The organism is Sphingomonas sp. ATCC 31555 (genome assembly GCF_000282895.1).
Taxonomy (GTDB): Bacteria; Pseudomonadota; Alphaproteobacteria; order Sphingomonadales; family Sphingomonadaceae; genus Sphingomonas.
This window is the reverse complement of record NZ_ALBQ01000011.1, coordinates 69,108-90,491: the sequence shown is the minus strand read 5'-3', so window position 1 is coordinate 90,491 and position 21,384 is coordinate 69,108. Positions and strand designations below refer to the sequence as shown.

Here is a 21,384-nt window from a genome sequence, read left to right as displayed (position 1 = left end):
AGAGGTCCATCAGTTGCGCGACTTTTTAATGAGTTCGGAGATTTCGAGCGACATAACCTCGCCGTCGACGAGGATGCGGCCCGTGGCGACGAGCTCGCCGTTTACATAGACCATGCTGGGATCGTCCTGGCCGCAATCCAGCGGGATCATGGCGCCGCGGCTCATCTGCAGGATCTGCCGGACGGGCACTTCGGTAGAACCGAGCACTACCGCCATTTCGATCATAATTCCGTCGAGTACCGACATGCGTCTCCCTTTCCACCAGACTTATAGGAACCTTTTTTCCGCCCCCTGCGCCCGGCCCGGCAAAAATTGCCTACAATGATGGGGTGGGCCGTTTCGGGCCGTGGAGGATGGACAGATGGATTTGGATGCTTCGCTGGGCATTTCCGCATCGGGCCTGCGCGCCCAGTCGCTGCGCATGCGGGTGATCGCGGAAAATCTGGCGAACCAGGACTCGGTGGCCGAAACGCCGGGAGGCGACCCCTATCGCCGCCGCGTGGTGAGCTTCCAGGCCGAAGTCGATCGGGCGACCGGCGCGACCGGCGTAAAGGTGAAGTCGATCCAGGGCGACCAGTCGAACTTCACCCGCGTCTATCAGCCGGGCCATCCCGCGGCCGACGCGCAGGGCTATGTGCTGCGGCCGAACGTCAACGGGCTGATCGAAAGCGCCGACATGAAGGCGGCGCAGCGCAGCTACGAAGCCAATCTCAACGCCATCGAAGCGGCAAAGAGCCTGACGATGCGCACCATTGATCTGCTGAAATAAGCGAAACGAAGGGGTAGTCTCTCATGTCTATCGGAGCATTGGACGCCACCAAGGCGTATGGCCGAGTCGCGTCCCTGGGGGATAGCCTGGGCAAGGCGAGCGACACCGGCGAGACCGGCGGCGCTTCGGGCTTCGGCGCGATGGTCGAAAACCTGGTCGGCGGCACGGCAGACAAGCTGCGCTCCGCCGAAGCGGCATCGGCCAAGCAGGTGGCCGGCAAGGGCGACCTGATCGACGTCGTCACCGCGATCGGCGCCGCAGAAACCGCGCTCGACACGATGGTGGCGGTGCGCGACCGCGTGGTCGGCGCCTATACCGACATCATGCGCATGCAGATCTGATCCGGCCAGGCCAGCGCCATGACGCCTACCGAACTCATCGGCCTTACCGAAGCCGCGCTGGTGCTGATCCTCACGGTGGCAGGGCCGCTGCTGCTCACGTCGCTGATCGTGGGCGTTTTCGTCGGCCTGCTGCAGGCGCTGACTCAGATCCAGGAAACCACCCTCACCTTCGTGCCCAAGCTGGTAGCGATGGGGCTGGTGTTCCTGCTGATGCTTCCCACGATCGGCCAGGCTCTGGGCCAGTTCATGGGCAAGATCAGTGACATGATCATCCACGGATGATCGTTCCCCCCGATCTCGCGCTGCACGTCTCCGCGTTTTTCATCGTGTTCGCACGGGTGGGCGCGGTGCTGATGCTGCTGCCGGTGTTCGGGGAAGATGCCATTCCCGGCCGCATTCGCCTGTTCATCGCCTTCGCCATGTCCGCGGCAATGTATGGGCTGATCGGCGCCCCCGCCCGCATGGCGGTGGAAGCCGGCGCGATCCTGCCGGCGGTGCTCGTCACCGAGCTGATCACCGGCCTGGCGATGGGAATGATCGTGAAGATCCTGTTCTTCGCCATCTCCATGGCCGGATCGCTGATCAGCATGCAGATCGGCCTGTCAGCCGCGGTGATGTTCGATCCCTCGCAATCGGGCCAGGCGCCGATCCTGTCGAAGCTGGTCGGCCTCGTCGCGGCGCTGACCTGCATGGGCATGCAGGTGCATCACCTGTGGCTCGGCGCGATCGTGCATAGCTACCAGTCCTTCCCGATCGGCGGCATGCCGCCGATGCACGATTTCGCCGAACTGGCGGTGCAGGCGATTGAGCGCTCGATGACGCTGGGGATCAGCCTGGCCGCGCCGTTCCTGGTTTATGGCATCGTCTTCAACGTCGCGCTTGGCCTCGCGGCCCGAGTGGCACCGGCGATCCAGGTGTTCTTCATCGCCCAGCCGCTCAACCTGCTGCTCGGCATCGCGCTGACCATCACCACCATCGGCACCATCCTAACCTTCTTCACCCGCGCCATGGGCGATGCGATGCAAGGGGGCTGGTGATGGCGGGCGGCGGCGACGAGTCGGACGACAAGACACAGGAACCTACCGACAAGAAGCTGGAAGACGCCCGAAAACGTGGCGACGTGCCGATGGCGCCGGAGATGCGTCACGCCGCGATGTTCACCGCCGCGCTGGTGGTGATGGGCGGTCTTGGCACCTATACAATCCAGCATCTCGGCAACTTGTTCGTGCGGCTATGGGGCGGCGCAGAGGATTTCCAGATCACGCCGGACGGCGGGCAGGATTTTGCCACCGGCCTGTTCGCCGCCATTGCCACGGCGCTGACGCCGATCCTGGCGGCGCTGTTCGGCTTCGCACTGCTGGGCGGCGTGCTGCAGGGCCGGCCGATGATCTCCTGGTCGCGGATCAAGCCCAAGTGGAACAAGCTGAATCCGGCCAGTGGCGCCAAGCGCATGTTCGGCAAGCAGGCCATGGTCGAATTCCTCAAGACATTCGCCAAGCTGTGCCTGGTCGCGGGCATCGCCGGCGCTATCGCCTGGCCGCATGCCGCCACAATCGATCGGCTGGTGGGCGCCGACCTCGTCGATGCAGGTGGCGTCGCCAGCGGCATCGTGCTGGCGATGCTGCGGCCGATCGCGACGCTCGTCGGCGCGCTCGCGCTGTTCGACTTCGTCTGGCAGCGCCGCTCCTACATGAAGCGGATGCGCATGAGCCTTCAGGAAGTGAAGGACGAATACAAGCAGAGCGAAGGCGACCCCAAGATCAAGGGCAAGATCCGCGCCATGCAGATGCAGCGGTCGCGCAGCCGGATGATGGCAAATGTGCCAAAAGCCAGCGTCGTGATCACCAACCCGACGCACTATGCCGTGGCGCTGCAATATGATCATGGCGCAATGGGCGCGCCGGTGGTGGTGGCCAAGGGCGTCGACACCATCGCGCTGAAGATCCGCGAGATCGCGACCGCCAACAACATCCCGCTGGTGGAAAACCGCCCGCTCGCGCGCGCGCTCTATGCCAGTGCGGAGCTGGATCGCCCGATCCCCGTGGAACATTACGCCGCAGTGGCGGAAGTGATCAGCTACGTCCTGAAAATCGCCCGCAACCGGCGCTGACTGGCATGTTCTAAAGCCGGCGGTACAGCACCAGCGCGTCGACAAACCCCAGGGTGGGATGATCAAAACCCTGTGGAACTCGCCCCACCGTTTCGAAACCCAGTGCATGCCACAGGCGTACGGCGGGCGCGTTGCTGCTCACCACGAAGTTGAACTGCATTGCCCGGAATCCCCGCGCCTTTGCCTCGGCAAAGGAGTGTTCGGCCATGGCGCGCGCGACGCCCCGCCCCCGCGCCTCGGCCAGCGTGGCATAGCCGCAATTGGCGACATGCGCGCCGCCGCCGCCCTGGTTGGCGCGAAGATAATAGGTGCCCAGCACCCGCTCCCGCTCGACGGCAACGAAGGCCTGGCGATCCGTGTTCAGCCAATAGCCGAGCGCATCCTCGCGTGGGAGATTGCGATCCAACGCGTAGGTTTCGCCCGCACGCAGAACGGGTTCGAGGATCGACCAGAGAGCGTCGGCATCGGCCGATGTGGCGGTTCGCACGTCCATGTTCGTCGCCTAGCGGAGATCTGGCGGCACGCAAACAGGCCCGGCGGCCCAAGCTCAGGCGGGCGCAGCCGCCCGGAACCGCTGGCGACGGAGCACCACGCCCGTTCCGGCAAACCCCATGATCAGCAGCGCCCAGCTTTCCGCTTCGGGAACTGCGCTGGCGTTCAGCTGGCCGATAATCGCAGTCGCGATCGCGGCATGAACCTGCGTGGTGGGATGGATGGCATCAAAGTATAGCGCATTATCGCAGTTCGCGATCTGCGGCTCGCCACCGCCGACGATCTGGCAGGGCGTAGTGGTGTTCAGGCCGGCGGGCAGCCCGAAGCTGCCCGGATCGGCGAGCAGCGCCTGCTGATAGGCGAAGAGATCGAAGAACTGCGCATTCGCGCCCTGCATCGAATCGAGCATCGTGGTCTGCGTCGACAGCACGGTGCTGATCTGCTGCGAACGATCGGTCAGTTCCGCAAGCCTACCGGGGATGGCCCCCGCCGTGCCGATCGATACCGGCAGCTGCCCGATATCCGGGGCACCCGTGACCACGAAGTTCCGAGCGCCGAGCGCATATAGCTGGTTCAACCCGAGCGCGAGATCCGTCGCCGCCGCGGTGAAATCGATCGTGCCGCCGGTGCCGATCGTGTCGCGCACATCGTTGCCGCCAAAGGTGACCAGCACGAGCGCATCGCTGGTGATCGGCGTGCCGCCGCTGGCGAAGGCCGCCACCTGTGCGAGGAAGCTGGGGCTCACTTCACCCGGTGCGTACGCCGCATTGGCGCCACCGACGGCGAAGTTGCTGCCGCCGAGCAGCGCCGCCGTAGCGGGCGTGCCGGCAAAGTGGATCGACAGATAGTCGGCGAAGTTGAACCCGTTCGAGAAACGGCCGCCATAATAGCCATCGGCACCGCTTGCCAGCGCGCCGCCCGTTTTGACATAGACATTGCCTGAGTCCACCAGGCTGTCGCCGAATACATATAGTCCGGAATAGCTGACCGCGCCTGCCGACGCAGGACAAGCCACGAGCATGGCGCACACGCCAAGAATCCGCGCAATTTGCATAGCGATTCCTCTCCCTGTTAACCATTGTTTAACGCAAAATATGCGTCACACCAAGCAGGTTGTCAGGGCCGGCGAATACTATTCGATATTTGCAGGAACATCGGCAAAGACGCCGCAGTATAAACATTGCGGCTTCGAACCAAAGCAAAGCCGCGGCTTCGCCTATACCTCGATGTCGAGCTTGGCGAGTTCGACCCGAACGCGCAGTTCGATATCGCTCATCAGGCTGGCCAGCGCCGGATCGTCGGGCGGCGACATCGTCTTCGTCCAGTCGACGATGTCGCGCAGCCGCTCGGCACTAGCAGTTCCGGACACCAGTTCCTTGTGCAGCCGATCGAGCAGATCAATGCCGCGTTCGGCCTTGCGGGCGAGCTTGCGACGACGCTCTGCCACCGGATTGGTGACCGCGATCGCGACCAGCATCTGCACCGTGGTCACCGGAACCGCAGCGGTCGCAGGCGAAGGCTGCAGGGCCGGAGCGGGCGCTTCTTCCGCCCCCGCGCGCAGGCCGGACACGGATTTTGGCAACACCCCCAGCAGGTTGCGCGCCATAATCGGTGAAAGGCTGTCGATACGCACGAATTCCAACCCTCTCGAGCCCCGTTGGCTCTCCTCTTTCTATAAGAAGATTAGCGTTAAGTTTCCACTTCCACCGAGAGGTTTATGCACCGTCTGTTCCCATCGCTGCTGGCGCTTCTGCTCGCCATGACCGGCGCGCCCGAAGCGATCGGGCAGACGCGGATCAAGGACATCGTGGACGTAGAAAATGTCCGTGAAAACCAATTGGTTGGCTATGGCCTGGTGGTCGGCCTCGCTGGCACCGGCGATCGCATCCGCAACGCGCCCTTTACCGAGGAGTCGATGCAGTCGATGCTCGAGCGGATGGGGGTTAACATCCGCGGCACCCAGATGCGGACGCAGAATGTGGCGGCCGTGTCGATTACCGCGACCATGCCGCCGTTCGCACGATCGGGATCGCGGATCGATGTCCAGGTATCAGCGCTGGGCGACGCCACCAGCCTGCAGGGCGGCACGCTGATCGCGTCGTCGCTGCGCGCGTTGGACGGCGAAATTTACGCCGTTGCCCAGGGGCCGCTCGCGGTTTCCGGCTTCCGGGGCCAGGGCGCTGCTGCCAGCGTGAGCCGCGGCGTCACCACCTCCGCCCGGATCGCCGGCGGCGCGATCATCGAACGCGAAGTGCCGTTCGCGCTGCGATCCTCGACCAGCCTCAAGCTGGCGCTCAAGAATCCCGACTTCAACACCGCCGATCGGATCGCCCGGGCGATCAACGGCCGCTATCCCGGCGCCGCGCAGATGCTGGATCCCTCGACCGTGGAGGTGCGCGGCACCGCCGGCGGCCAGGGTTCGGTGATCGATCTCGTCACTCAGATCGGCGATCTGGAAGTGAAGGTGGATCAGGCAGCGCGCGTCGTGATCAACGAAGCATCGGGCACCGTGGTGATGAACAGCGACGTGCGGATCACCCCGGTCGCGATCGCCCAAGGCGGCCTAACCATCACGGTAACCGAGGCACCCCAGGTCTCCCAGCCCGCCCCCTTTTCCAACGGCCAGACGACGGTGGTGCCGCGCACGCAGGTGCAGGTGAACGACGGCAATGGCGCCAGTCTAGCGGTGATCAATGGCCCCTCGCTCCAATCGCTCGTGAGCGGCCTCAACACGCTTGGCGTATCGCCGCGCGACCTGATCACCATCCTTCAGGCCATCAAATCTGCCGGTGCGCTCCAGGCTGAAATCGAGGTGCAATGATGGACAGCAAGCCGATTCTCGCCTCCACCCCCGCGCCGCAAACGCCCAAGGTGGACCCCAAGAACGCCAAGACGGCAGAGGATTTCGAAGGCGTCTTCCTGGGCCAGATGGCGAAGCTGATGCTCGAAAGCGTCGAGCAGGACAGCAACTTCTCTGGCGGTGCGGGCGAAGAGATGTTCCGCGGCATTCTCGCCGAAAAGCTCGGCACTGAAATGGCGCGTCGTGGCGGCGTGGGCCTCGCCCCGGCCGTGCTCGACCAGATCCTCAAGCTACAGCAAGGACAGAAATGATCACCCAGCTCGTCGACGCCATGGTGTCCCTAACCGCCTTGATGGAAGAGGAGAGCGAGCGCCTTTCGCGCACGCCCTACATTCCGGAGCTAGGCGAGATCGCCAATGCCAAGCTGCGCCTTGCCGGCAAGATCGAGGCCGAAATCGCCCGCATGAAGCGCGAACATCCTGAGGACTGGCTGGAAACGCTGGCACTGGAAGACCGCACATGCCTGGCGGAGGCGAGCCAGGCGCTGCGCGACGCTTCGCTGGTGAATTCCCGCATTCTTTCGCGCCAGATCGAGCTGTCGGCGGACATGATGGCCGCGATCGCCGCAGAGGCCCAGCGCCTCACCGGCAGCCGCAGCACGACCTATGGCGCCTGTGGCGGCATAGCCGGGCTAGACGCACCAGCCCCGATCTCGATCAACGCGCGGCTCTGAGCCGCGCGCAATACACTTGCGAAAGCGCGACCGCATTCGCTGGTGAGCTGGTGAGCTGGTGAGCTGGTGCGAGAACATTGCCCTAGAGCCCGTGGATCCCGCCCATGCGCGATGACGGCGTTTTTCGTCCCGTGCGACGGACAGCCGACCAGGGTGCGGCCTGCTCCTAAGCAGGGGTTGCCGCCGCTTCGGCCCTTTAGGGCAGTAGGAACACTATCCCGATGACTTCGCTTCTTCTTTCCGATTCTTTGTTGCACCGCGACGAACCGGTGTGCCAATCCGGGTTGTCTGCCACCTAATACTTGCGAAGAAATGCCAGCTAAATTATTGTTTTCATTTTCTAAAAATGATGGTTAAACAGTCTTTAAAATGTAGCTGTAAATTATGTGCAGTTGAGCTATGAAGGACCTGTCAGCCAGAACGAGTCTAAGTGAACCTGTCCATGTCGGCGGAGGGCTCATGGCTGGAAGCTTGGCTAGAGGGAGGTCTTAATATGAAGCGTTTGAAGACGATTTTTGCGAGCGCGGCGATGATCGCCGGCGCCTATGCCATGACCGGCACCGCGCAGGCAGCAACCTATTTGTGCGACGGTTCGACCGTTTGCTCGTTCGACGGCACGACCGGCGGTTTCTCGAACGTCCGCCGTACCGCGGGCGTTACGGCGAGCGACACGTTCAAGATCAGCCTGCCGTCGGCAGGCCAGGCGAAGCTCACCTTCACCACGGCGAATCTGACGTTCCTGTCGGCTTCGTTCAACGGCGTGACGTTCACCCCGGTCGCGGGCGTCGAGACGATCTTCAACATCGCCGCTGGCGGTACCTATGACCTGATCGTGTCGGTGCGCAACACCACCAACCGCGTCGCTTCGTACAGCGCGACGATCGACTTCGTCGCGGTGCCGGAGCCGGCTGCTTGGGGCATGATGATCGCCGGTGTCGGCATGGCGGGTGCGGCACTGCGCCGTCGCCGCTCGCCGCGCGCTGCGATCGCCTGAACCTGCTGCAAAGCCAAGAAGAAGGGGCGCAGGCATTGCCTGCGCCCCTTTTTTTTGTGGGTGCACCCGCCGGTCTACGCGCAACCGGCCGCGCGGTGAACGGCGATCAGCCGTTGCCGCCCTTCCCAAGCGCCGTCTTCAGCATCGAAAGCTGCTTGCGATAGATGTTGGTCATCGCGCTGAAATCGGCCTGGACCTTGCCCATCTTCAGCAGCTGCTCTTCAAGCGTGACGTTGTTGCCGTCGGGCTTGGTCTCGCTCACATTCTTGTCAAAGACGATGCCGCTGCCCACCGGCTGCACTGCGCCCAGACTCTTCATCGCACCGGTCAACTGCACCTGCGGCTTCGATACGGTGACCCCGCTGCTTCCCAACAGATCGCCGAAATTGGGCTCGGAGACGTCGCGCGCCTTGTAGCCCGTGGTTTCGCTGTTCGCGAGATTCTGGGCTATCACCTGCTGGCGTTGCGCCAAGTTCTGCATCCGCAGCTGGATCGCAGAAAAGATCGATGGCATTTCAGACATGGTTACAGCCCAAAGAAAATGGAAGTTGAGTTATTCTGGCTGAGCCGTGACAGCGCAGCCTGGTAATTCGCGAGTTGCGACTTCTGGATCGCGGTCGAACCCTTGCCGGTCTTGGTATTCTTCACCGTGCCTTCGGCAAGGGTTGCCTTGGCATCATCCCAATAGAGCGATCGATAGGCGCTCTGCGATACCGATATGGCATCGGTGATCTTCGCCAGCGCAACTTTGGCGTTGTCCAGATTCGAAAGACTCAACGCTTCGCTCAGATCGAGACCATAGCTGCCGCCGGGGCGCACCTTCGGCGCCGACGCGCTAACCGAGCCCTGGTTAACGATGCTCTGCGGCTCAAGCCCCAGCTTCGCCAGCGCGTCGGTCTCGCCGGGGCCGGCGATCAGGTCCAGTTCGTGACCAGCCTTCATGCTGATACGCAGCGACTGGACGCCGTCGACGGAGGTTGCGGTCACCGTAGCTCTCGATGCACCGATCATGCCCTGCATTCGATCGGCGATTGTCTTCAGCGTATCATTGGCTTCGATCGTGATCTTGCGGATTGCACCATCGTTGACACGGATCGAGAAGCTGTCGCCGGGTCGCATGGTCGTCTGCGTCGTTACCTTGTCCGATACTACGGGGTTCAGCGTTCCGCGGCCAAAGCCTAGTGCGGCCAGCGCATTGTCGCCGCCTTTGTCCGCCGTGATGCGCACCGGTTCGGTGCGAAGCAGCGCCTGGCCGAACTGCTGCGTGCTGGCGATCTGGCCGGTGGCCGTATCGATCCGAGTGACGAAGCCGTCCACGGGGCCGCGCCGCGTCTGCGCCAGATCGCCCGTCGTGCGGCCGCCAGCGTATAGATCGTTGCCGAGGAACGCGATGCTGTCGACCTGTTCGTCGGCACCGGTACCGATATAGGTTGTGCTCGCGCTCGTCAGGCCCGCATCGATCCGGGTGACGAAACCGTCGCGCTCGCCGCTGATGCTGTTGATTTGGTTGCCGCTGATCGCGCTGTTCGTCGCGCCACCGATGGCGATGCTGCCATCGGCTGCGACGGCGATCGCGCGGGCATCAGCCTTGCCGAGGTCGATGCTGCCGAGATCCGTCGATAGCGCCGCCGCGTCCATTTTCAGGACCTTGGCATTCCCGTCCTGCGAGACCAGCGCGAGGACGTTCCCGTCGGCACCGATCGCGAGCGCGTTGATCGAATCACTGCCCGTGGTGCCGATCGTACGGCGCTCGGCGAGCTTGCCGGTGCTGTCTATCCGGGCGATCATCGCGTCGCCGCCTTCGCCGGAGACCCGACCCGCGACATAGACCGAGCCATCGGTGCCTACCGTCACCGCCTTCGCGCTGTCGATCCCAGTCGAGCGCACGACGGTAGAGAATTTCTCGTCGCCATTGGCAGCATATTTGGCGACGACCATGTCCCCATCGGCCGTGACGCCGTTGAAATTGCCGGTGACTGTGCCCGCAACGACGATGCTGCCATCTGCGCCCAGCGACACCGACGCTCCGGTAGCCGTCCCGGTGGCGCCAAGGCTCCGTTGCCACACGACGTTGCCGGCCCCGTCCATCTTGGTGAGGAACAGATTGTTGTCGCCATCCGACAGGTTGGCGCCCAGATCGCCCTTGGTTGTGCCGACGACATAGGTATAGCCCTGCCCGTCGCTGACCGCCGCCGCCGCATCCGTGCTGGCATAGGCGTTGCTGGTCTTTTCGGTCTTCTTCTGTACCTTCCCGTCGAGGTCCACGGTAGTGGTGGTGACGTTGGTCGTCTTGCCGGCGAGTTCGTTCTGCTTGGTCAGCGTGCGATCAAGCGCCTGGATCGTCCCCATCGCCACGTTGGTGGGCGTTCCGGCAGGATCGTTCAGGCGGAACACCTGGGTAGCGGTCGGCGCATCGAGCGCCGTCTGGCCGGTGGCGACGACCAGAGAATCCTTCGAATTTATCTGGTCCAGCGAAACCTGCTCGAGCCCATCGGGCACGCTGAGCCGGAGGCCCCATTTATTGTCCTTGAACTCCGGCTCGAAACGGGCAAGCCAGCGCGATACGGGATTGCCCTTGCTGTCGAGCTGGGGCGTGCCGTCCGCCTGGTAGACCAGGACCGAGCTGATTTGCGCATTGAGCGCATCGACAACCGAGTCCATCGTCGGCGGCTGCGGGCCCTGGGCCAGATCGATCGTGAACTTCTGCGTCAGAGCTGGGCGGTTAAGGGTGATTTCGAACTGCTCATCGCCCTTGAGTCCAGGCAACGGATCGGAACGCTTGCTCACCAGGGGCTTGCCGGCCACCTCGTAGATGTTGGAGGATGCGAGCTGACTGGAAGCGACCGTCGAGGTCGGACGGCCGAAGGCGAGGTTGACCTTGTCAGACGGCGCGGTGGCCAGAAAGCCTTGGATCTCCGCGAGCCCCTTGGAGAACGCCTTCTGATAGCTTGCCCGCTGCGCATCGGACGTCGTCTTGGCCGCCGCGGCTTCGGCGAGCACCCGGAGCTTGTCGAGCGCCTTATAGGTGGTGAAGCTGGTCTGCACGTCGTCCGGCAACAGCTTGCCGCTGCCGTCGACATTGGATTTTTCGAGGAGGGTGCGAGCGGCGAGGATCGAGGAAATCTGCGATGCCGAAGCCGGCTTAACGTCCGGATCCTTCCAGGGCGGCGTCGTCGGCGCGAGAGTGAACTGCGCCTTGGCGGTGCGCACCGCCTTGCTTTCGAACGCGATAGGCGCAGTCAACGAAAAGGCATTCTGGCCGCTGAGCATGCTCAGCCCCACAAGACTTGCCGATAAATTAACCGTCATCCGATCCGTTCCTTCCCCTAACAAGTCTATAATAGAGGAAAGCGCGGCCCTGCGGCGGCGCACGGTCCATTTTCTGCAGGGATGAACATGGCTTCTGTCGCCACGGTGGGTGAACCGCCCGAACTGAAGAAATATTCGGGGCCGCAGCGCGCGGCTGCGCTGATGCTCGCGCTCGGCCGTGAACATGGCGCGCCGATCTGGGATCAGCTTTCCACCGACGAAATCAAGGAGCTGTCCTCGACGATTGCCGGCCTGGGCCGTATCCCCAGCACCGTCGTGGAGTATCTGCTCGTCCAATTCACCGGCGAAGTCGCGAGCATGGCCTCGCTCCACGGCAGCTACGAGACGACCGAACGCCTGCTCGCCGGCATTCTGCCGAACGACAAGGTGAAGGAGATCATGGAGGATATCCGTGGTCCCTCGGGGCGGACGATGTGGGACAAGCTGTCCAACGTGTCCGAAACCGTGCTGGCCGGCGCGCTCAAGCAGGAATATCCGCAGACCGTCGCGGTCATCCTCTCCAAGCTGCGCCCGGACCATGCCGCGCGCGTGCTGGCCGAGCTGCCGCGCGAATTCGCGGTCGACGTGATCATGCGCATGCTGCGGATGGACACGGTGCAGAAGGAAGTCATCAACCAGGTCGAGCAGACGCTCAAGACCGAGTTCATGACCAACCTCTCCCGCTCGCAGAAGCGCGATCCGCACGAAAGCATGGCCGAGCTGTTCAACTCGCTCGACCGCTCGACCGAGGAAGCGATGCTCACCGCGCTCGACGCCAAGGCGCCGGAAAGCGCCGAACGCATCCGCGCCCTCATGTTCACCTTCGAGGATCTCGCCAACCTGCTGCCGCCGGCGATCGCGTCGATCGTCCGCAATGCCGACAAGCGCGAGATGGCGCTGGCGCTGAAGGGCGCCCCGGATCAGCTGAAGACGATGTTCTTCAACGCGATGACCGAGCGCGCCGCCAAGCTGATGCGCGAGGACATGGCCGGCATGGGCCCGGTGCGCGCGCGCGATTGCGAGGAGGCGCAGTCGAGCCTCGTCCGCCTGGCCAAGGACCTCGCCGATCGCGGCGAAATCCTGCTGGTCGATCCCAAGTCCGACGACGCAATGATTATCTGAGGAGCATGGCCGCATGAGCATCCATGTCGAACGTTTCGCCTTCGATCGCGTCTTTTCCGCGCCGGTGCCGGAAAAGAAGCTGGTCGACGAAGATGCACTGATCGAACTTGCCGCGCTTCGCGCCGAGATTGCGCTGCTCAAATCGGATCAGGAGGCAGTGATTGCCCGCGCCCGCGCCGAAGGCTTCGAAGCCGGGCTGGCGCAGGCACGCGGTGAGCGCGAAGTCGCGTTGCTCAACGCGGTCGACGCGCTGCATGCCGGCATCGAGGTGATCGATGCGCAATTCACCGAAATCGCCGAGCGGGTGACCAGCGAGGCGACCGAAGTCGCGCTCGCCGCCGCCGATCACATCGCGGCACGCGCCATCGAACGCGCGCCGGGCGATGCCGTGGACGCGGCGATCGGCCGGGTACTGGGCCAGGTTGCACGCGGCACCGAATTGCAGGTGCGCGTCCACCCCGATCTGGTGGACGACATCGAAGCCAAGATCGCCGAACGCCAGTCGAAGGACAGGCGCCGGCTGAACCTGAGCGTCGCGCCCGATGCGACGCTGGCGCTGGGCGATGCGCTGATCAACTGGGACGAGGGCGGCCTTGCCCTCAGCGCCCAGGCGCGTCGCGATGCCGTGGCAGCCGAACTGGAGAGCCTGCTGCTGCATTAAGACAGGCCGAGTCTAGCCGCGCTTAAAGAAAAGCGCGCGCTTTTCTTGCATTTGACTTGAAGATGTAAGCAAAGGGCGGCAGCCTGCGCGGCATGATCCTGCGCTTGCTCCCCTTGTCGCTGCTCGCTTTCTCCGGCGCCGTGCAGGAGTGGAATGCGCCACCGCCGCCGATTGCAGCGCCGCATGCCGCTGCGCCCAGCCTGTCGCTGGTGGAATTGGCGCCGGGCGAGGCGCGCTGTGAGGGCGGCCCGGTGGCATTCGCCCGCTATGAACCGCCCTTGCCGGTTGCAGCGTTCGGCACGGGCGCCAACCAGCTGCAACCGGTGACGATATCCTTCCGGATCGACGCCCAGGGTCGCCCGCTCGGCATCGCGCGTATGAACCCGTCTCCCGATGCGCTGAGCCCGAGCCGACTCTTCTATAGCGACGACGATCTGGTGCCCGCGTTCGCAACCGCGCGCTTCGCGCCGGGCGAACGGCGCAACTGCACGGTACGGTTCGAAGCACGCAAATGGTCGATCGCGGACGCGCCGCCGCCGGTGGTGGCACGATATCTGGTAGCGCCGCATCCGCGACAGGGCGGCCAGCAGGCGCTGTTCCGGCGCATCCACCCGGCCGATACCGACTGCATGGGCGCCGGAAGCCCGAAGTTGCGGCTGCGCGCCTACCCAGCCTTCGAGGACATCGCCATCGCGCCCGGTGCCTGGGCCTATGCGATGACGGCGTTTGACATAAACGCGAAGGGCCGGCCGGTGAACGTCCGTATCGTCGCGTCGGACGGCAATGCCGCGCTCGACCGCGCGTCGATCAAGGCGGTGCGGCAAACGCGCTACGCCCACGAAGCGCGGCACGGCTGCACCTACCCCTATTATCGCAGGAGCGAGGCGACGATCGCCGCGCCGCCGCCTCCGGAAAAGAGCAGCATGCAGCCGGCCGACGCACGCTGCCCGGAAGCCGACACCAAATGGACGTCGATGCCCAGGCTGCAATTTCCCGCCGGCTTCGTGCAGCGCCGGATCGAGGGTTGGGCGATCATCGCCTATGACGTCGCGCCTTGGGGCGAGATCGGCAACGTCCGTGTCCTAAGGGCCGAACCCGCCGATGCGTTCGGCTATCAGGCGCGCGACATCGTTCGCAATGCGCGCCAGGGATCGTCGCCAACGGGGCGAAGCGGCTGCGTCGATCTCGTGCGCTTCGTCATGCCCAACAAGGGCCAGGAGCCCGCGGCTACCGACAGCTGACCGCCAGCGCCACGCCGACCCGCGTCCTGGGGGATGCGCCCTCCCCACCCGCCGGAGCGCCATGACGACCGACTGAGAAGGCGTGCAAAGTCGCCGCACCGAGGCGGTGGCCAACCGGCAAAGTTTAGGAAGTTTAGGCGTACGCACGTTTTGACGGGTCGCTCAACGGACCGCCGAGGAACCCTAAAGTTTAGGAAGTTTAGGCGTGCGCGCGTTTCGGCGGGTGTCGCGACGGGCCGCGGAGGGAATGCCGAAGTTTAGGAAGTTTAGGCGCGTGAAGCGTTTCGCCTTGTACCTGCAGGGCGAGCCCATGAAGTGTGTTGCTTCATGCGCAAAGGCAGCATCGAACAGGGTCAAAGAGCGGCCGCCCGAAGCGGAACTTCGGCACATATGGGGAACATAGCAGCCGGCGCAAGTCGCCGCGGATGCCGGAGCGGGAGGGAAGCGGACCTGACCGGTTTCGGGGAAACCGATGCGCATAGCTGTTGCCAGCTGCAACTTGCGGCAGTTGCCAACCGAGATGCGTCGCGTGCCGGTCGAGCCTTTTACGGCAGCTTCCGCCAGAACCTTCCCATCGCCCAGCGCAAAACCTTGCAGCATCGCTGGTCCGAGAAAATGCCGTTGTGCAGAGCGGATACGGATCAGGATTGGTTGCCGATCCGTTCGTTCAACGATCGGCCGCGCAGGGACGACGAGGTCTTCGAGATCAACCTGGACAGATCGCCCACTTCGGCAAACAGGCCTCCATAGGCTTTCATTATCAGCGATCGGCAATGTTGGAATCGCTCAACTTGGCGGTGGCCTTCGGCAGTCAGCGAGAATGCCCGTTTGCGGGCGTCATTGCCGTCAGGCGCGCTGATTAGCAGCCCCAGCTTCACGAGCTTCGGAATCTTCTGAAAAACCTGCTGCGCTTCATCTTCATCCTCCTTGATCGAGGACTACCTCACACTGGAGGAGTTTCAGGGGAGCACGTCACCGCATGTCGGCCAAGCGAACGCGAAAGTGCGAGCTTTCGGACCTTAGACCCGCCTTTTCGCAGCGCTCCACGTTCCGTGGTTCCGCCCAACGGTCGAACAAACGATGGAGGTTGGCTTCGGGGAGGAGGAGTCATCCGACGTGCCGTTTCGGAACGACGGCAAAGGCCCAAGCCCCGTCAAGCGAACCTTCGCCGTCGGAGATGGACCAACGGCAGGTTCGGGTACCAGGATTGCGACGCTGAGCGACTGGGATCGGGCGGCAGCCCGCGCCTTCTGGTCCGTGGACGTGCCGGCTTCTGCTCCGTCGCGCGCTAGGCAAAAAATTCCCACCCGGCAGAAACTGCCGCGCCCCGGCCTTCTATAACTAGGAAAGACCAGGGGCATTCCGCGCCCCGTAGTTAGTGCATGGGGCGGCTTTGGAAGCGATCAAGAATCTGGTAGCTCAACTGGGCTCCAAGCGGCTCATGCTGATGGGGGGCGTGGCGATCGCGCTGATGGCGGCGCTGACCATCGTGGCGATGACCAGCTCCAAGTCCAACATGGGCTATCTATACACCGATCTGGATCCCGCGGCCGCCGCGACGATCACGGAGAAGCTGAAGGCGCAGAACGTGCCGTACACGCTCTCCGCCGACGGCACCGCGATCATGGCGCCCGAGGAAAAGCTCGCGCAGCTGCGCATGAGCATGGCCGGCGAAAAGCTGGGCGGCAAGATCGGCTATGAAGTGCTGGACGAGGAACAGCCCTTCGGCGTGTCCGCCAGCCGCGCAAAGATGAACGAGACGCGCGCCATCGAGGGCGAGCTTTCCAAGTCGATCCAGACCATCCAGAACGTCACCGCCGCGCGGGTGCACATCGTGATGCCCGAACGGGCGATGTTCGCCAATGAAAGCCGCAAGGCGACGGCGGCCGTGACGGTGAAGACGAAGAGCCATCTCAGCTCGGAATCGATCGCGGCGATCCGCTATCTCGTCTCGTCCTCGGTGCCCGAGCTGTCGCCCGACGCGATTTCGGTGGTCGACCAGACCGGCGCACTGCTCGCCCGCGCGGGCGACCCCGACACGGCCGGTGCCGGCGACGCCGACGAACGCCAGCAGGCCGTGGAAGCCAAGCTGCGCGCCGAGATCGAGGCGCTGCTGCAACCGATCGTCGGCGAGGGCAAGGTGCGCGCGGAGGTCTCCGCCCAGATCGATCGCGACCAGACGCGCGAGGAATCGAATATCTATGATCCCGACAAGCAGGTCGTCGCCCGCCAGGTGAGCGTCGAGACCGGCGACCAGAATCGCGAAACCGATCCGGGCCCGCAGACGGCGTCGGTTGCCAACCAGCTGCCGGACGCGCAGGCCAATCCGGCGGCCCCCGGCTCCTCGCGCCAGTCGAACAGCAACCAGACGTCGGAAGACACCACCTATTCGAACAGCTCGACCCGGACGGTTACCGTCCGCGCGCCGGGCAAGGTCACGCGCCTGACGGTTGCGGTGATGGTCGATGGCGGCCCCAAGGGACTTCCGGCCGACCAGATCCAGCGTCTGCAGCGGCTGGTGGAGAACGCCGCCGGCATCGACACCCAGCGCGGCGACAGCGTGGTGGTGGAAAGCATGCCCTTCTCCGCCGTGCCGGTGGAAGAAGACAAGGGTGGCCTGTTCGCCAACCTGCCGCTCGACCGGATCTGGACGTTCCTGCAGCTCGCCCTGATCGCCGGAGTCGGCCTGCTGGTGCTGCGGATGCTGAAGCCGAAGCCCGAACCGCTGCCGGTCGCGCCGGAAATGACCCAGATCGAAGCGCAGCAGCATGCTGAGGAAGTCCGCCTGCTCACCGAGCGTGCCGCGGATGGAGACCCCGAGGCGCTGCAGCAGCTGGAAGCGATCGGTGCCACCGAACCGGCGCTGCTCGATCAGGAAATCGCCCTCGCCCAGGTGGACGGGCGCATCAAACTCTCCGCGCTGAAGCGCATCGGCTCGACGATCGCCGCCAGCCCGCCCGAGGCGGCATCGGTGATCCGCCAATGGATGAACGCATAGGAACTATCAGATGACGATCGATCCCCACGACATCATCCCTTCGGACGGCAGCGAGCCCCAGCAGGTGCCGGACTTCGAGGATTTCGAACTGCCCGGCGGCAACCCGGAAGCGCCCGCCGGCATGAGCGGCCTGGAAGCCGTGCACGACGTGCCGGTAAAGGTACAGGCCGTGCTAGGCCGCGCCCGCATGCCGATCGGCGATCTGCTCAACCTCACCTCGGGTACCGTGCTCGAACTCGACCGCCGCGTCGGTGAGCCGGTCGACATTTTCGTCAACGATCGCCTGATCGCCCGCGGCGAAGTGGTTCTGATCGACAATGCGCTGGGCGTGACCCTCACCGAAATCGTACGGGCCGATCGCTGATGGCATCCTCGATCCGCATGCTCCTGATCGGCGCACCCGGCAGCGAATTTCGGCTCGCCGCCGAGCTGGCCCGCAGCGCCGGCGCGGAAGTGGCGATGGCCGATACGCCGCAGGACGGGCTGATCGAGCTTCGCCAGGGCGGCGCCGATCTGGTGATGATCGACGTGGAGGCGGACATCGCCGGCTTCATGCAGAGCATCCGCGCCGAACGCTTCACCATCGCCGTGCTCGCCTGCGGCATCGACGCGCCGGCGGAGCGCGCCGTGGCGGCGATACGCGCCGGTGCCCGCGACTACGTACCCCTGCCCCCCCAGCGCGAGCTGATCGCCGCGGCGATCGCATCGGTCGTCGAGCGCAAAGCGCCCGCCTGGATCGGCGGCCACCCGGCGCTGGCGCGCGCGCTTTCGCTCGCCGCCGCCGTGGCGCCCAGCGGCGCCCCGGTGCTGATCACCGGTGAAAAGGGCAGCGGCAAGGAAGTGACCGCCCGCGCGGTGCACGATGCCTCTGGCCGGGCGCAGCCGATGCTGGTCGCCGAGTGCGCCGGCGTCGCCCCCGACGTGCTCGAATCCGAACTGTTCGGCCATGAAGCCGGCGCCTTCCCGGGCGCCGTCGCCCGGCGCATCGGCCGGCTGGAAAAAGCGGGTCACGGCACGATCCTGCTGCGCGAGGTAGGCGTGCTTTCGCCCGCGCTGCAGGCCAAGCTGCACGACGTGCTGCAGAAGCAGCAGTTCCGCCGGCTGGCGGGCGACGATGTCGTTCCCTTCCACGCCCGGCTGATCGCCACGACCAGCATCGACCTGGATGCGCTGGTGAACGCCGGCGCATTCCGCGCGGACCTGCTGGTCCGGCTGGGGCTGGTGCGGATCGAAGTGCCGCCCCTGCGCGAGCGCGGCGACGACATCATCGCGCTGGCCCGCTATTTCGCCAAGCGCCATGCCGAAGCCGACGGGATGCCGCCGCGCGCCTTCACCGACGAGGCCATGGCGCTGATCCAGCGTCATTCCTGGCCCGGCAATATTCGCGAGCTCGATGAGACCGTCCATCGCGCGATCCTGCTCGGCCGCGCCGCCGCCATCCAGCCGGGCGATCTCGTCCGCGCCGACGGCACGCCGCTCGCCGAACTGACGACAGACGCCAGCGCGCTCGACATCAACAGCCTGGTGGGCCGCACCGTGGAAGAAGTGGAACGCGAGCTGATCCTGCAGACGCTGGAGCGCTGCCACGGCAATCGCACTTCCGCTTCCAACATCCTCGGCATCTCGGTTCGCACGATGCGCAACAAGCTGCGCAGCTTCATCGAAGCCGGCATTGCCGTCTCGCCCGCGCCCTGACTCCTATTTCCGGTAGCAGCCCATGCCTCCCGTCATCCTGAACTTCTTCCAGCGGATCGGCGCCAATCGCGACATGGCGCTGGCCGGCGGCGTGATCGCGATCATCGCGATGCTGATCCTGCCGATGCCGGGCTGGCTGCTCGACATGGGACTGGCCTTGTCCATCACTCTTTCGGTGATGATCCTGATGACGGCGCTGTTCATCGAGAAGCCGCTGGAGCTCAGCGCCTTCCCGACGATCCTCCTGATCGCGACGATGCTGCGCCTGGGCCTCAACCTCGCCTCCACCCGCCTGATCCTCGGCCATGGCCATGAAGGCCCCGATGCCGCCGGCGGCGTGATCGGCGCCTTCGGCGAGTTCCTGATGGGCGGCGAGACCATCATCGGCCTCACCATCTTCATGATCCTGGTGGTGATCAACTTCGTCGTCATTACGAAGGGCGCCGGCCGCATCGCCGAAGTCGCCGCGCGCTTCAGCCTCGATTCGATGCCGGGCAAGCAGATGGCGATCGATGCCGATCTTTCCGCCGGCATGATCAACGAGGAACAGGCCAAGGCCCGCCGCGCCGAAGTGGAAGCCGAGAGCGGCTTCTACGGCGCGATGGACGGTGCGTCGAAGTTCGTGAAGGGCGATGCCGTTGCCGGCCTTTTGATCACGGCGATCAACATCATCGTCGGACTGGGCATCGGCGTGATCTCGCACGGTGTGCCGATCGGCGAGGCGTTCCGCACCTACACCGTGCTCACCGCAGGCGATGGCCTGGTCAGCCAGATCCCCGCGCTGATCGTATCGACGGCAGCGGGTCTGCTCGTCTCCAAGGGCGGCGTGGCCGGCAAGACCGGCGCCGCGCTGGGCGAGCAGCTGGGCCGCTATCCCAAAGCGTTCGGCATGGTCTCGTTCCTGATGGGTGCCCTGGCGCTGATGCCCGGCCTGCCCTTCATTCCCTTTGCCGCCTTCTCCGCGCTGTCGGGCTGGGTCGCCTGGGAAATGTCGCGCCGCGCCAGCGCCAAGCAGGCCCGCGAGCGCATCGTCGCCGCGCAGGAAATCGCCCAGGCCCAGCATGTCGAACAGCCGATTTCGGAAACGCTCGCCATCGACGCAGTGCGCATCGAGATCGGATATGCACTGCTGCCGATGATCAACGACGACACGCGCGAACCGCGGCTCGACGATCAGGTGCGCGCGCTGCGCCGCCAGATGGCGACCGAATTTGGCTTCGTGCTGCCTTCCGTCCGCATCATCGACAATATGGGCCTGAAGCCGAACGAATACGTCATTTCGATCAAGGAGACCGAGGCGGCGCGCGGCGAGATCAAGCTGGAAAAGCTGCTGCTGATCAACCCGGGCGGCGCCCCTGTCGGCCTGCCGGGCGAGAACACCAAGGAGCCGGTGTTCGGCCTGCCCGCTTTGTGGATCGACCGCGAACTGCGCGAGGAAGCCGGCTTCCGCGGCCTGACCGTGGTCGATTGCGGCACGATCATCGCGACGCACCTGACCGAGCTGGTGAAGGACAATATCGCCGATCTGCTCTCCTATACCGAAACGCAGAAGCTGCTGACCGAAGTGCACAAGGAATCGGAAAAGCTGGTCGCCGACATCATCCCGTCGAAGGTGTCGATCTCCAGCGTCCAGCGCATCCTGCAGAACCTGCTGGCGGAGGGCATCTCGATCCGCGACGTGCCGACGATCCTGGAAGGCATCGCCGAAGCCGCCCCGCTGACCAGCAATCTGACCCAGATCACCGAGCATGTCCGCAGCCGCCTGGCCCGCCAGATCAGCGCACAGCAGGTGCGCGGCGAGGCGATCCCGGTGGTCACGCTGTCTGCCGACTGGGATCAGGCGTTCGCCGAAAGCATTCTCGGCACCGGCGACGAGCGCCAGCTGGCCATGGCACCCTCCGCGCTGCAGCAGTTCATCGCGGCCGTGCGCGAGACCTATGATCGGCTGGCCGCCGATGGCGAGATCCCCTGCCTGCTCACCAGCCCGTCGATCCGCCCCTTCGTCCGCTCGATCATCGAACGGGTCCGTCCGGCAACGGTGGTGCTGTCGCAGAACGAAATCCACGCACGCGCGCGCATCCGGGCGCTGGGCGTAATTGGCTGATCCGAACGGTCGCCG

General features: G+C 64.7%; 24 protein-coding genes. 16 read left to right on the top strand and 8 right to left on the bottom strand.

Annotated elements, in window-relative coordinates; genetic code table 11:
• Positions 1-9: 9 nt before the first annotated feature.
• Entirely contained in the window at positions 10-246 is a 237-nt protein-coding gene (locus B215_RS0104820) for a FliM/FliN family flagellar motor switch protein (protein ID WP_019368498.1), read from the bottom strand.
• A gap of 115 nt (positions 247-361) precedes the next feature.
• Here B215_RS0104820 and flgC point away from each other — a divergent pair, with 115 nt between their 5' ends.
• From flgC to flhB, 5 genes are read left to right on the top strand one after another with little or no spacing between them, the layout of a single operon-like run.
• Complete coding sequence (gene flgC / locus B215_RS0104815) at positions 362-769, top strand: flagellar basal body rod protein FlgC (RefSeq protein ID WP_019368497.1); 408 nt, start codon at positions 362-364, stop codon at positions 767-769.
• 23 nt (positions 770-792) lie between these two features.
• The gene (locus B215_RS0104810) at positions 793-1,110 is read left to right on the top strand and encodes a flagellar hook-basal body complex protein FliE (RefSeq protein ID WP_026008950.1); all 318 of its coding nucleotides are present in this window, start codon (positions 793-795) and stop codon (positions 1,108-1,110) included.
• 18 nt (positions 1,111-1,128) lie between these two features.
• Positions 1,129-1,392, top strand: coding sequence for a flagellar biosynthetic protein FliQ (locus B215_RS0104805; protein WP_019368495.1), 264 nt, complete (start codon positions 1,129-1,131; stop codon positions 1,390-1,392).
• Positions 1,389-2,147 (top strand): flagellar biosynthetic protein FliR, encoded by a 759-nt coding sequence (fliR, locus tag B215_RS0104800; RefSeq protein ID WP_019368494.1) that lies wholly within the window; start codon positions 1,389-1,391, stop codon positions 2,145-2,147. Before B215_RS0104805 ends, fliR begins: the two co-directional genes overlap by 4 nt.
• Positions 2,147-3,220 (top strand): flagellar biosynthesis protein FlhB, encoded by a 1,074-nt coding sequence (flhB, locus tag B215_RS0104795; protein ID WP_019368493.1) that lies wholly within the window; start codon positions 2,147-2,149, stop codon positions 3,218-3,220. The genes fliR and flhB overlap by 1 nt, the downstream gene beginning before the upstream one ends.
• 10 nt (positions 3,221-3,230) lie before the next feature.
• On the opposite strand, the gene B215_RS0104790 is transcribed toward flhB, so the two are convergent.
• The 3 genes from B215_RS0104790 to B215_RS0104780 all read right to left on the bottom strand — a co-directional run bounded on the left by B215_RS0104790 (position 3,231) and on the right by B215_RS0104780 (position 5,318).
• Entirely contained in the window at positions 3,231-3,713 is a 483-nt protein-coding gene (locus B215_RS0104790; protein WP_019368492.1) for a GNAT family N-acetyltransferase, read from the bottom strand.
• A gap of 54 nt (positions 3,714-3,767) precedes the next feature.
• Positions 3,768-4,733: an SGNH/GDSL hydrolase family protein gene (locus tag B215_RS0104785; RefSeq protein ID WP_019368491.1), complete on the bottom strand. Its 966-nt coding sequence runs from the start codon at positions 4,731-4,733 to the stop codon at positions 3,768-3,770.
• Between the two features lie 195 nt (positions 4,734-4,928).
• Positions 4,929-5,318 carry a flagellar assembly protein FliX gene (locus B215_RS0104780; protein ID WP_019368490.1) on the bottom strand — a complete coding sequence of 130 codons (390 nt, stop codon included), beginning with the start codon at positions 5,316-5,318 and terminating at the stop codon, positions 4,929-4,931.
• Positions 5,319-5,471: 153 nt separating this feature from the next.
• Here B215_RS0104780 and B215_RS0104775 point away from each other — a divergent pair, with 153 nt between their 5' ends.
• From B215_RS0104775 to B215_RS20545, 4 genes are all read left to right on the top strand, one after another.
• Positions 5,472-6,533 (top strand): flagellar basal body P-ring protein FlgI, encoded by a 1,062-nt coding sequence (locus tag B215_RS0104775; protein ID WP_419724247.1) that lies wholly within the window; start codon positions 5,472-5,474, stop codon positions 6,531-6,533.
• On the top strand, positions 6,533-6,823 hold the full coding sequence (locus B215_RS0104770; RefSeq protein ID WP_037513135.1) for a rod-binding protein: 291 nt from the start codon (positions 6,533-6,535) through the stop codon (positions 6,821-6,823). Before B215_RS0104775 ends, B215_RS0104770 begins: the two co-directional genes overlap by 1 nt.
• The gene (locus tag B215_RS0104765) at positions 6,820-7,245 is read left to right on the top strand and encodes a hypothetical protein (protein ID WP_019368487.1); all 426 of its coding nucleotides are present in this window, start codon (positions 6,820-6,822) and stop codon (positions 7,243-7,245) included. Before B215_RS0104770 ends, B215_RS0104765 begins: the two co-directional genes overlap by 4 nt.
• A gap of 493 nt (positions 7,246-7,738) precedes the next feature.
• Positions 7,739-8,239 carry an FxDxF family PEP-CTERM protein gene (locus B215_RS20545; RefSeq protein WP_019368486.1) on the top strand — a complete coding sequence of 167 codons (501 nt, stop codon included), beginning with the start codon at positions 7,739-7,741 and terminating at the stop codon, positions 8,237-8,239.
• Between the two features lie 106 nt (positions 8,240-8,345).
• Here B215_RS20545 and B215_RS0104755 read toward each other — a convergent pair whose 3' ends face one another.
• Both B215_RS0104755 and B215_RS0104750 read right to left on the bottom strand, forming a co-directional pair.
• On the bottom strand, positions 8,346-8,762 hold the full coding sequence (locus B215_RS0104755) for a flagellar basal body protein (RefSeq protein WP_152997713.1): 417 nt from the start codon (positions 8,760-8,762) through the stop codon (positions 8,346-8,348).
• Between the two features lie 2 nt (positions 8,763-8,764).
• Positions 8,765-11,548, bottom strand: coding sequence for a hypothetical protein (locus B215_RS0104750; RefSeq protein WP_026008948.1), 2,784 nt, complete (start codon positions 11,546-11,548; stop codon positions 8,765-8,767).
• A gap of 87 nt (positions 11,549-11,635) precedes the next feature.
• On the opposite strand from B215_RS0104750, the gene B215_RS0104745 reads away from it, so the two are divergent.
• The 3 genes from B215_RS0104745 (at position 11,636) to B215_RS0104735 (ending at position 14,572) form a co-directional block, all read left to right on the top strand.
• Positions 11,636-12,670, top strand: coding sequence for a flagellar motor switch protein FliG (locus B215_RS0104745; protein ID WP_152997712.1), 1,035 nt, complete (start codon positions 11,636-11,638; stop codon positions 12,668-12,670).
• A 13-nt stretch (positions 12,671-12,683) separates the two neighbouring features.
• Positions 12,684-13,331: a FliH/SctL family protein gene (locus B215_RS0104740; protein ID WP_019368482.1), complete on the top strand. Its 648-nt coding sequence runs from the start codon at positions 12,684-12,686 to the stop codon at positions 13,329-13,331.
• A gap of 92 nt (positions 13,332-13,423) precedes the next feature.
• Positions 13,424-14,572, top strand: a complete 1,149-nt coding sequence (locus B215_RS0104735) for a TonB family protein (protein ID WP_019368481.1) — start codon at positions 13,424-13,426, stop codon at positions 14,570-14,572.
• A gap of 183 nt (positions 14,573-14,755) precedes the next feature.
• Here the strand turns inward: B215_RS0104735 and B215_RS21225 are convergent, their stop codons facing one another.
• Together B215_RS21225 and B215_RS0104730 are read right to left on the bottom strand one after the other, a co-directional pair.
• Positions 14,756-15,172, bottom strand: a complete 417-nt coding sequence (locus B215_RS21225) for a hypothetical protein (protein WP_156804356.1) — start codon at positions 15,170-15,172, stop codon at positions 14,756-14,758.
• Between the two features lie 41 nt (positions 15,173-15,213).
• Positions 15,214-15,450 carry a hypothetical protein gene (locus B215_RS0104730; protein WP_019368480.1) on the bottom strand — a complete coding sequence of 79 codons (237 nt, stop codon included), beginning with the start codon at positions 15,448-15,450 and terminating at the stop codon, positions 15,214-15,216.
• A gap of 515 nt (positions 15,451-15,965) precedes the next feature.
• On the opposite strand from B215_RS0104730, the gene fliF reads away from it, so the two are divergent.
• From fliF to flhA, 4 genes are read left to right on the top strand one after another with little or no spacing between them, the layout of a single operon-like run.
• Positions 15,966-17,570, top strand: a complete 1,605-nt coding sequence (gene fliF / locus B215_RS0104725) for a flagellar basal-body MS-ring/collar protein FliF (RefSeq protein WP_019368479.1) — start codon at positions 15,966-15,968, stop codon at positions 17,568-17,570.
• 10 nt (positions 17,571-17,580) lie between these two features.
• Positions 17,581-17,934 carry a flagellar motor switch protein FliN gene (fliN, locus tag B215_RS0104720; RefSeq protein WP_019368478.1) on the top strand — a complete coding sequence of 118 codons (354 nt, stop codon included), beginning with the start codon at positions 17,581-17,583 and terminating at the stop codon, positions 17,932-17,934.
• Complete coding sequence (locus B215_RS0104715) at positions 17,934-19,265, top strand: sigma-54-dependent transcriptional regulator (RefSeq protein WP_019368477.1); 1,332 nt, start codon at positions 17,934-17,936, stop codon at positions 19,263-19,265. Before fliN ends, B215_RS0104715 begins: the two co-directional genes overlap by 1 nt.
• Positions 19,266-19,287: 22 nt before the next feature.
• A complete protein-coding gene (gene flhA, locus B215_RS0104710) occupies positions 19,288-21,369 on the top strand; it encodes a flagellar biosynthesis protein FlhA (protein WP_019368476.1) in 2,082 nt (693 codons plus the stop codon).
• Positions 21,370-21,384: the final 15 nt, after the last annotated feature.

Coding starts and splice junctions, on each gene's coding strand:
- B215_RS0104820 (WP_019368498.1), bottom strand. CDS start 246: ATGTCGGTACTCGACGGAATTATGATCGAAATGGCGGTAGTGCTCGGT.
- flgC (WP_019368497.1), top strand. CDS start 362: ATGGATTTGGATGCTTCGCTGGGCATTTCCGCATCGGGCCTGCGCGCC.
- B215_RS0104810 (WP_026008950.1), top strand. CDS start 793: ATGTCTATCGGAGCATTGGACGCCACCAAGGCGTATGGCCGAGTCGCG.
- B215_RS0104805 (WP_019368495.1), top strand. CDS start 1,129: ATGACGCCTACCGAACTCATCGGCCTTACCGAAGCCGCGCTGGTGCTG.
- fliR (WP_019368494.1), top strand. CDS start 1,389: ATGATCGTTCCCCCCGATCTCGCGCTGCACGTCTCCGCGTTTTTCATC.
- flhB (WP_019368493.1), top strand. CDS start 2,147: ATGGCGGGCGGCGGCGACGAGTCGGACGACAAGACACAGGAACCTACC.
- B215_RS0104790 (WP_019368492.1), bottom strand. CDS start 3,713: ATGGACGTGCGAACCGCCACATCGGCCGATGCCGACGCTCTCTGGTCG.
- B215_RS0104785 (WP_019368491.1), bottom strand. CDS start 4,733: ATGCTCGTGGCTTGTCCTGCGTCGGCAGGCGCGGTCAGCTATTCCGGA.
- B215_RS0104780 (WP_019368490.1), bottom strand. CDS start 5,318: ATGGCGCGCAACCTGCTGGGGGTGTTGCCAAAATCCGTGTCCGGCCTG.
- B215_RS0104775 (WP_419724247.1), top strand. CDS start 5,472: ATGACCGGCGCGCCCGAAGCGATCGGGCAGACGCGGATCAAGGACATC.
- B215_RS0104770 (WP_037513135.1), top strand. CDS start 6,533: ATGGACAGCAAGCCGATTCTCGCCTCCACCCCCGCGCCGCAAACGCCC.
- B215_RS0104765 (WP_019368487.1), top strand. CDS start 6,820: ATGATCACCCAGCTCGTCGACGCCATGGTGTCCCTAACCGCCTTGATG.
- B215_RS20545 (WP_019368486.1), top strand. CDS start 7,739: ATGAAGCGTTTGAAGACGATTTTTGCGAGCGCGGCGATGATCGCCGGC.
- B215_RS0104755 (WP_152997713.1), bottom strand. CDS start 8,762: ATGTCTGAAATGCCATCGATCTTTTCTGCGATCCAGCTGCGGATGCAG.
- B215_RS0104750 (WP_026008948.1), bottom strand. CDS start 11,548: ATGACGGTTAATTTATCGGCAAGTCTTGTGGGGCTGAGCATGCTCAGC.
- B215_RS0104745 (WP_152997712.1), top strand. CDS start 11,636: ATGGCTTCTGTCGCCACGGTGGGTGAACCGCCCGAACTGAAGAAATAT.
- B215_RS0104740 (WP_019368482.1), top strand. CDS start 12,684: ATGAGCATCCATGTCGAACGTTTCGCCTTCGATCGCGTCTTTTCCGCG.
- B215_RS0104735 (WP_019368481.1), top strand. CDS start 13,424: ATGATCCTGCGCTTGCTCCCCTTGTCGCTGCTCGCTTTCTCCGGCGCC.
- B215_RS21225 (WP_156804356.1), bottom strand. CDS start 15,172: ATGCTGCAAGGTTTTGCGCTGGGCGATGGGAAGGTTCTGGCGGAAGCT.
- fliN (WP_019368478.1), top strand. CDS start 17,581: ATGACGATCGATCCCCACGACATCATCCCTTCGGACGGCAGCGAGCCC.
- B215_RS0104715 (WP_019368477.1), top strand. CDS start 17,934: ATGGCATCCTCGATCCGCATGCTCCTGATCGGCGCACCCGGCAGCGAA.
- flhA (WP_019368476.1), top strand. CDS start 19,288: ATGCCTCCCGTCATCCTGAACTTCTTCCAGCGGATCGGCGCCAATCGC.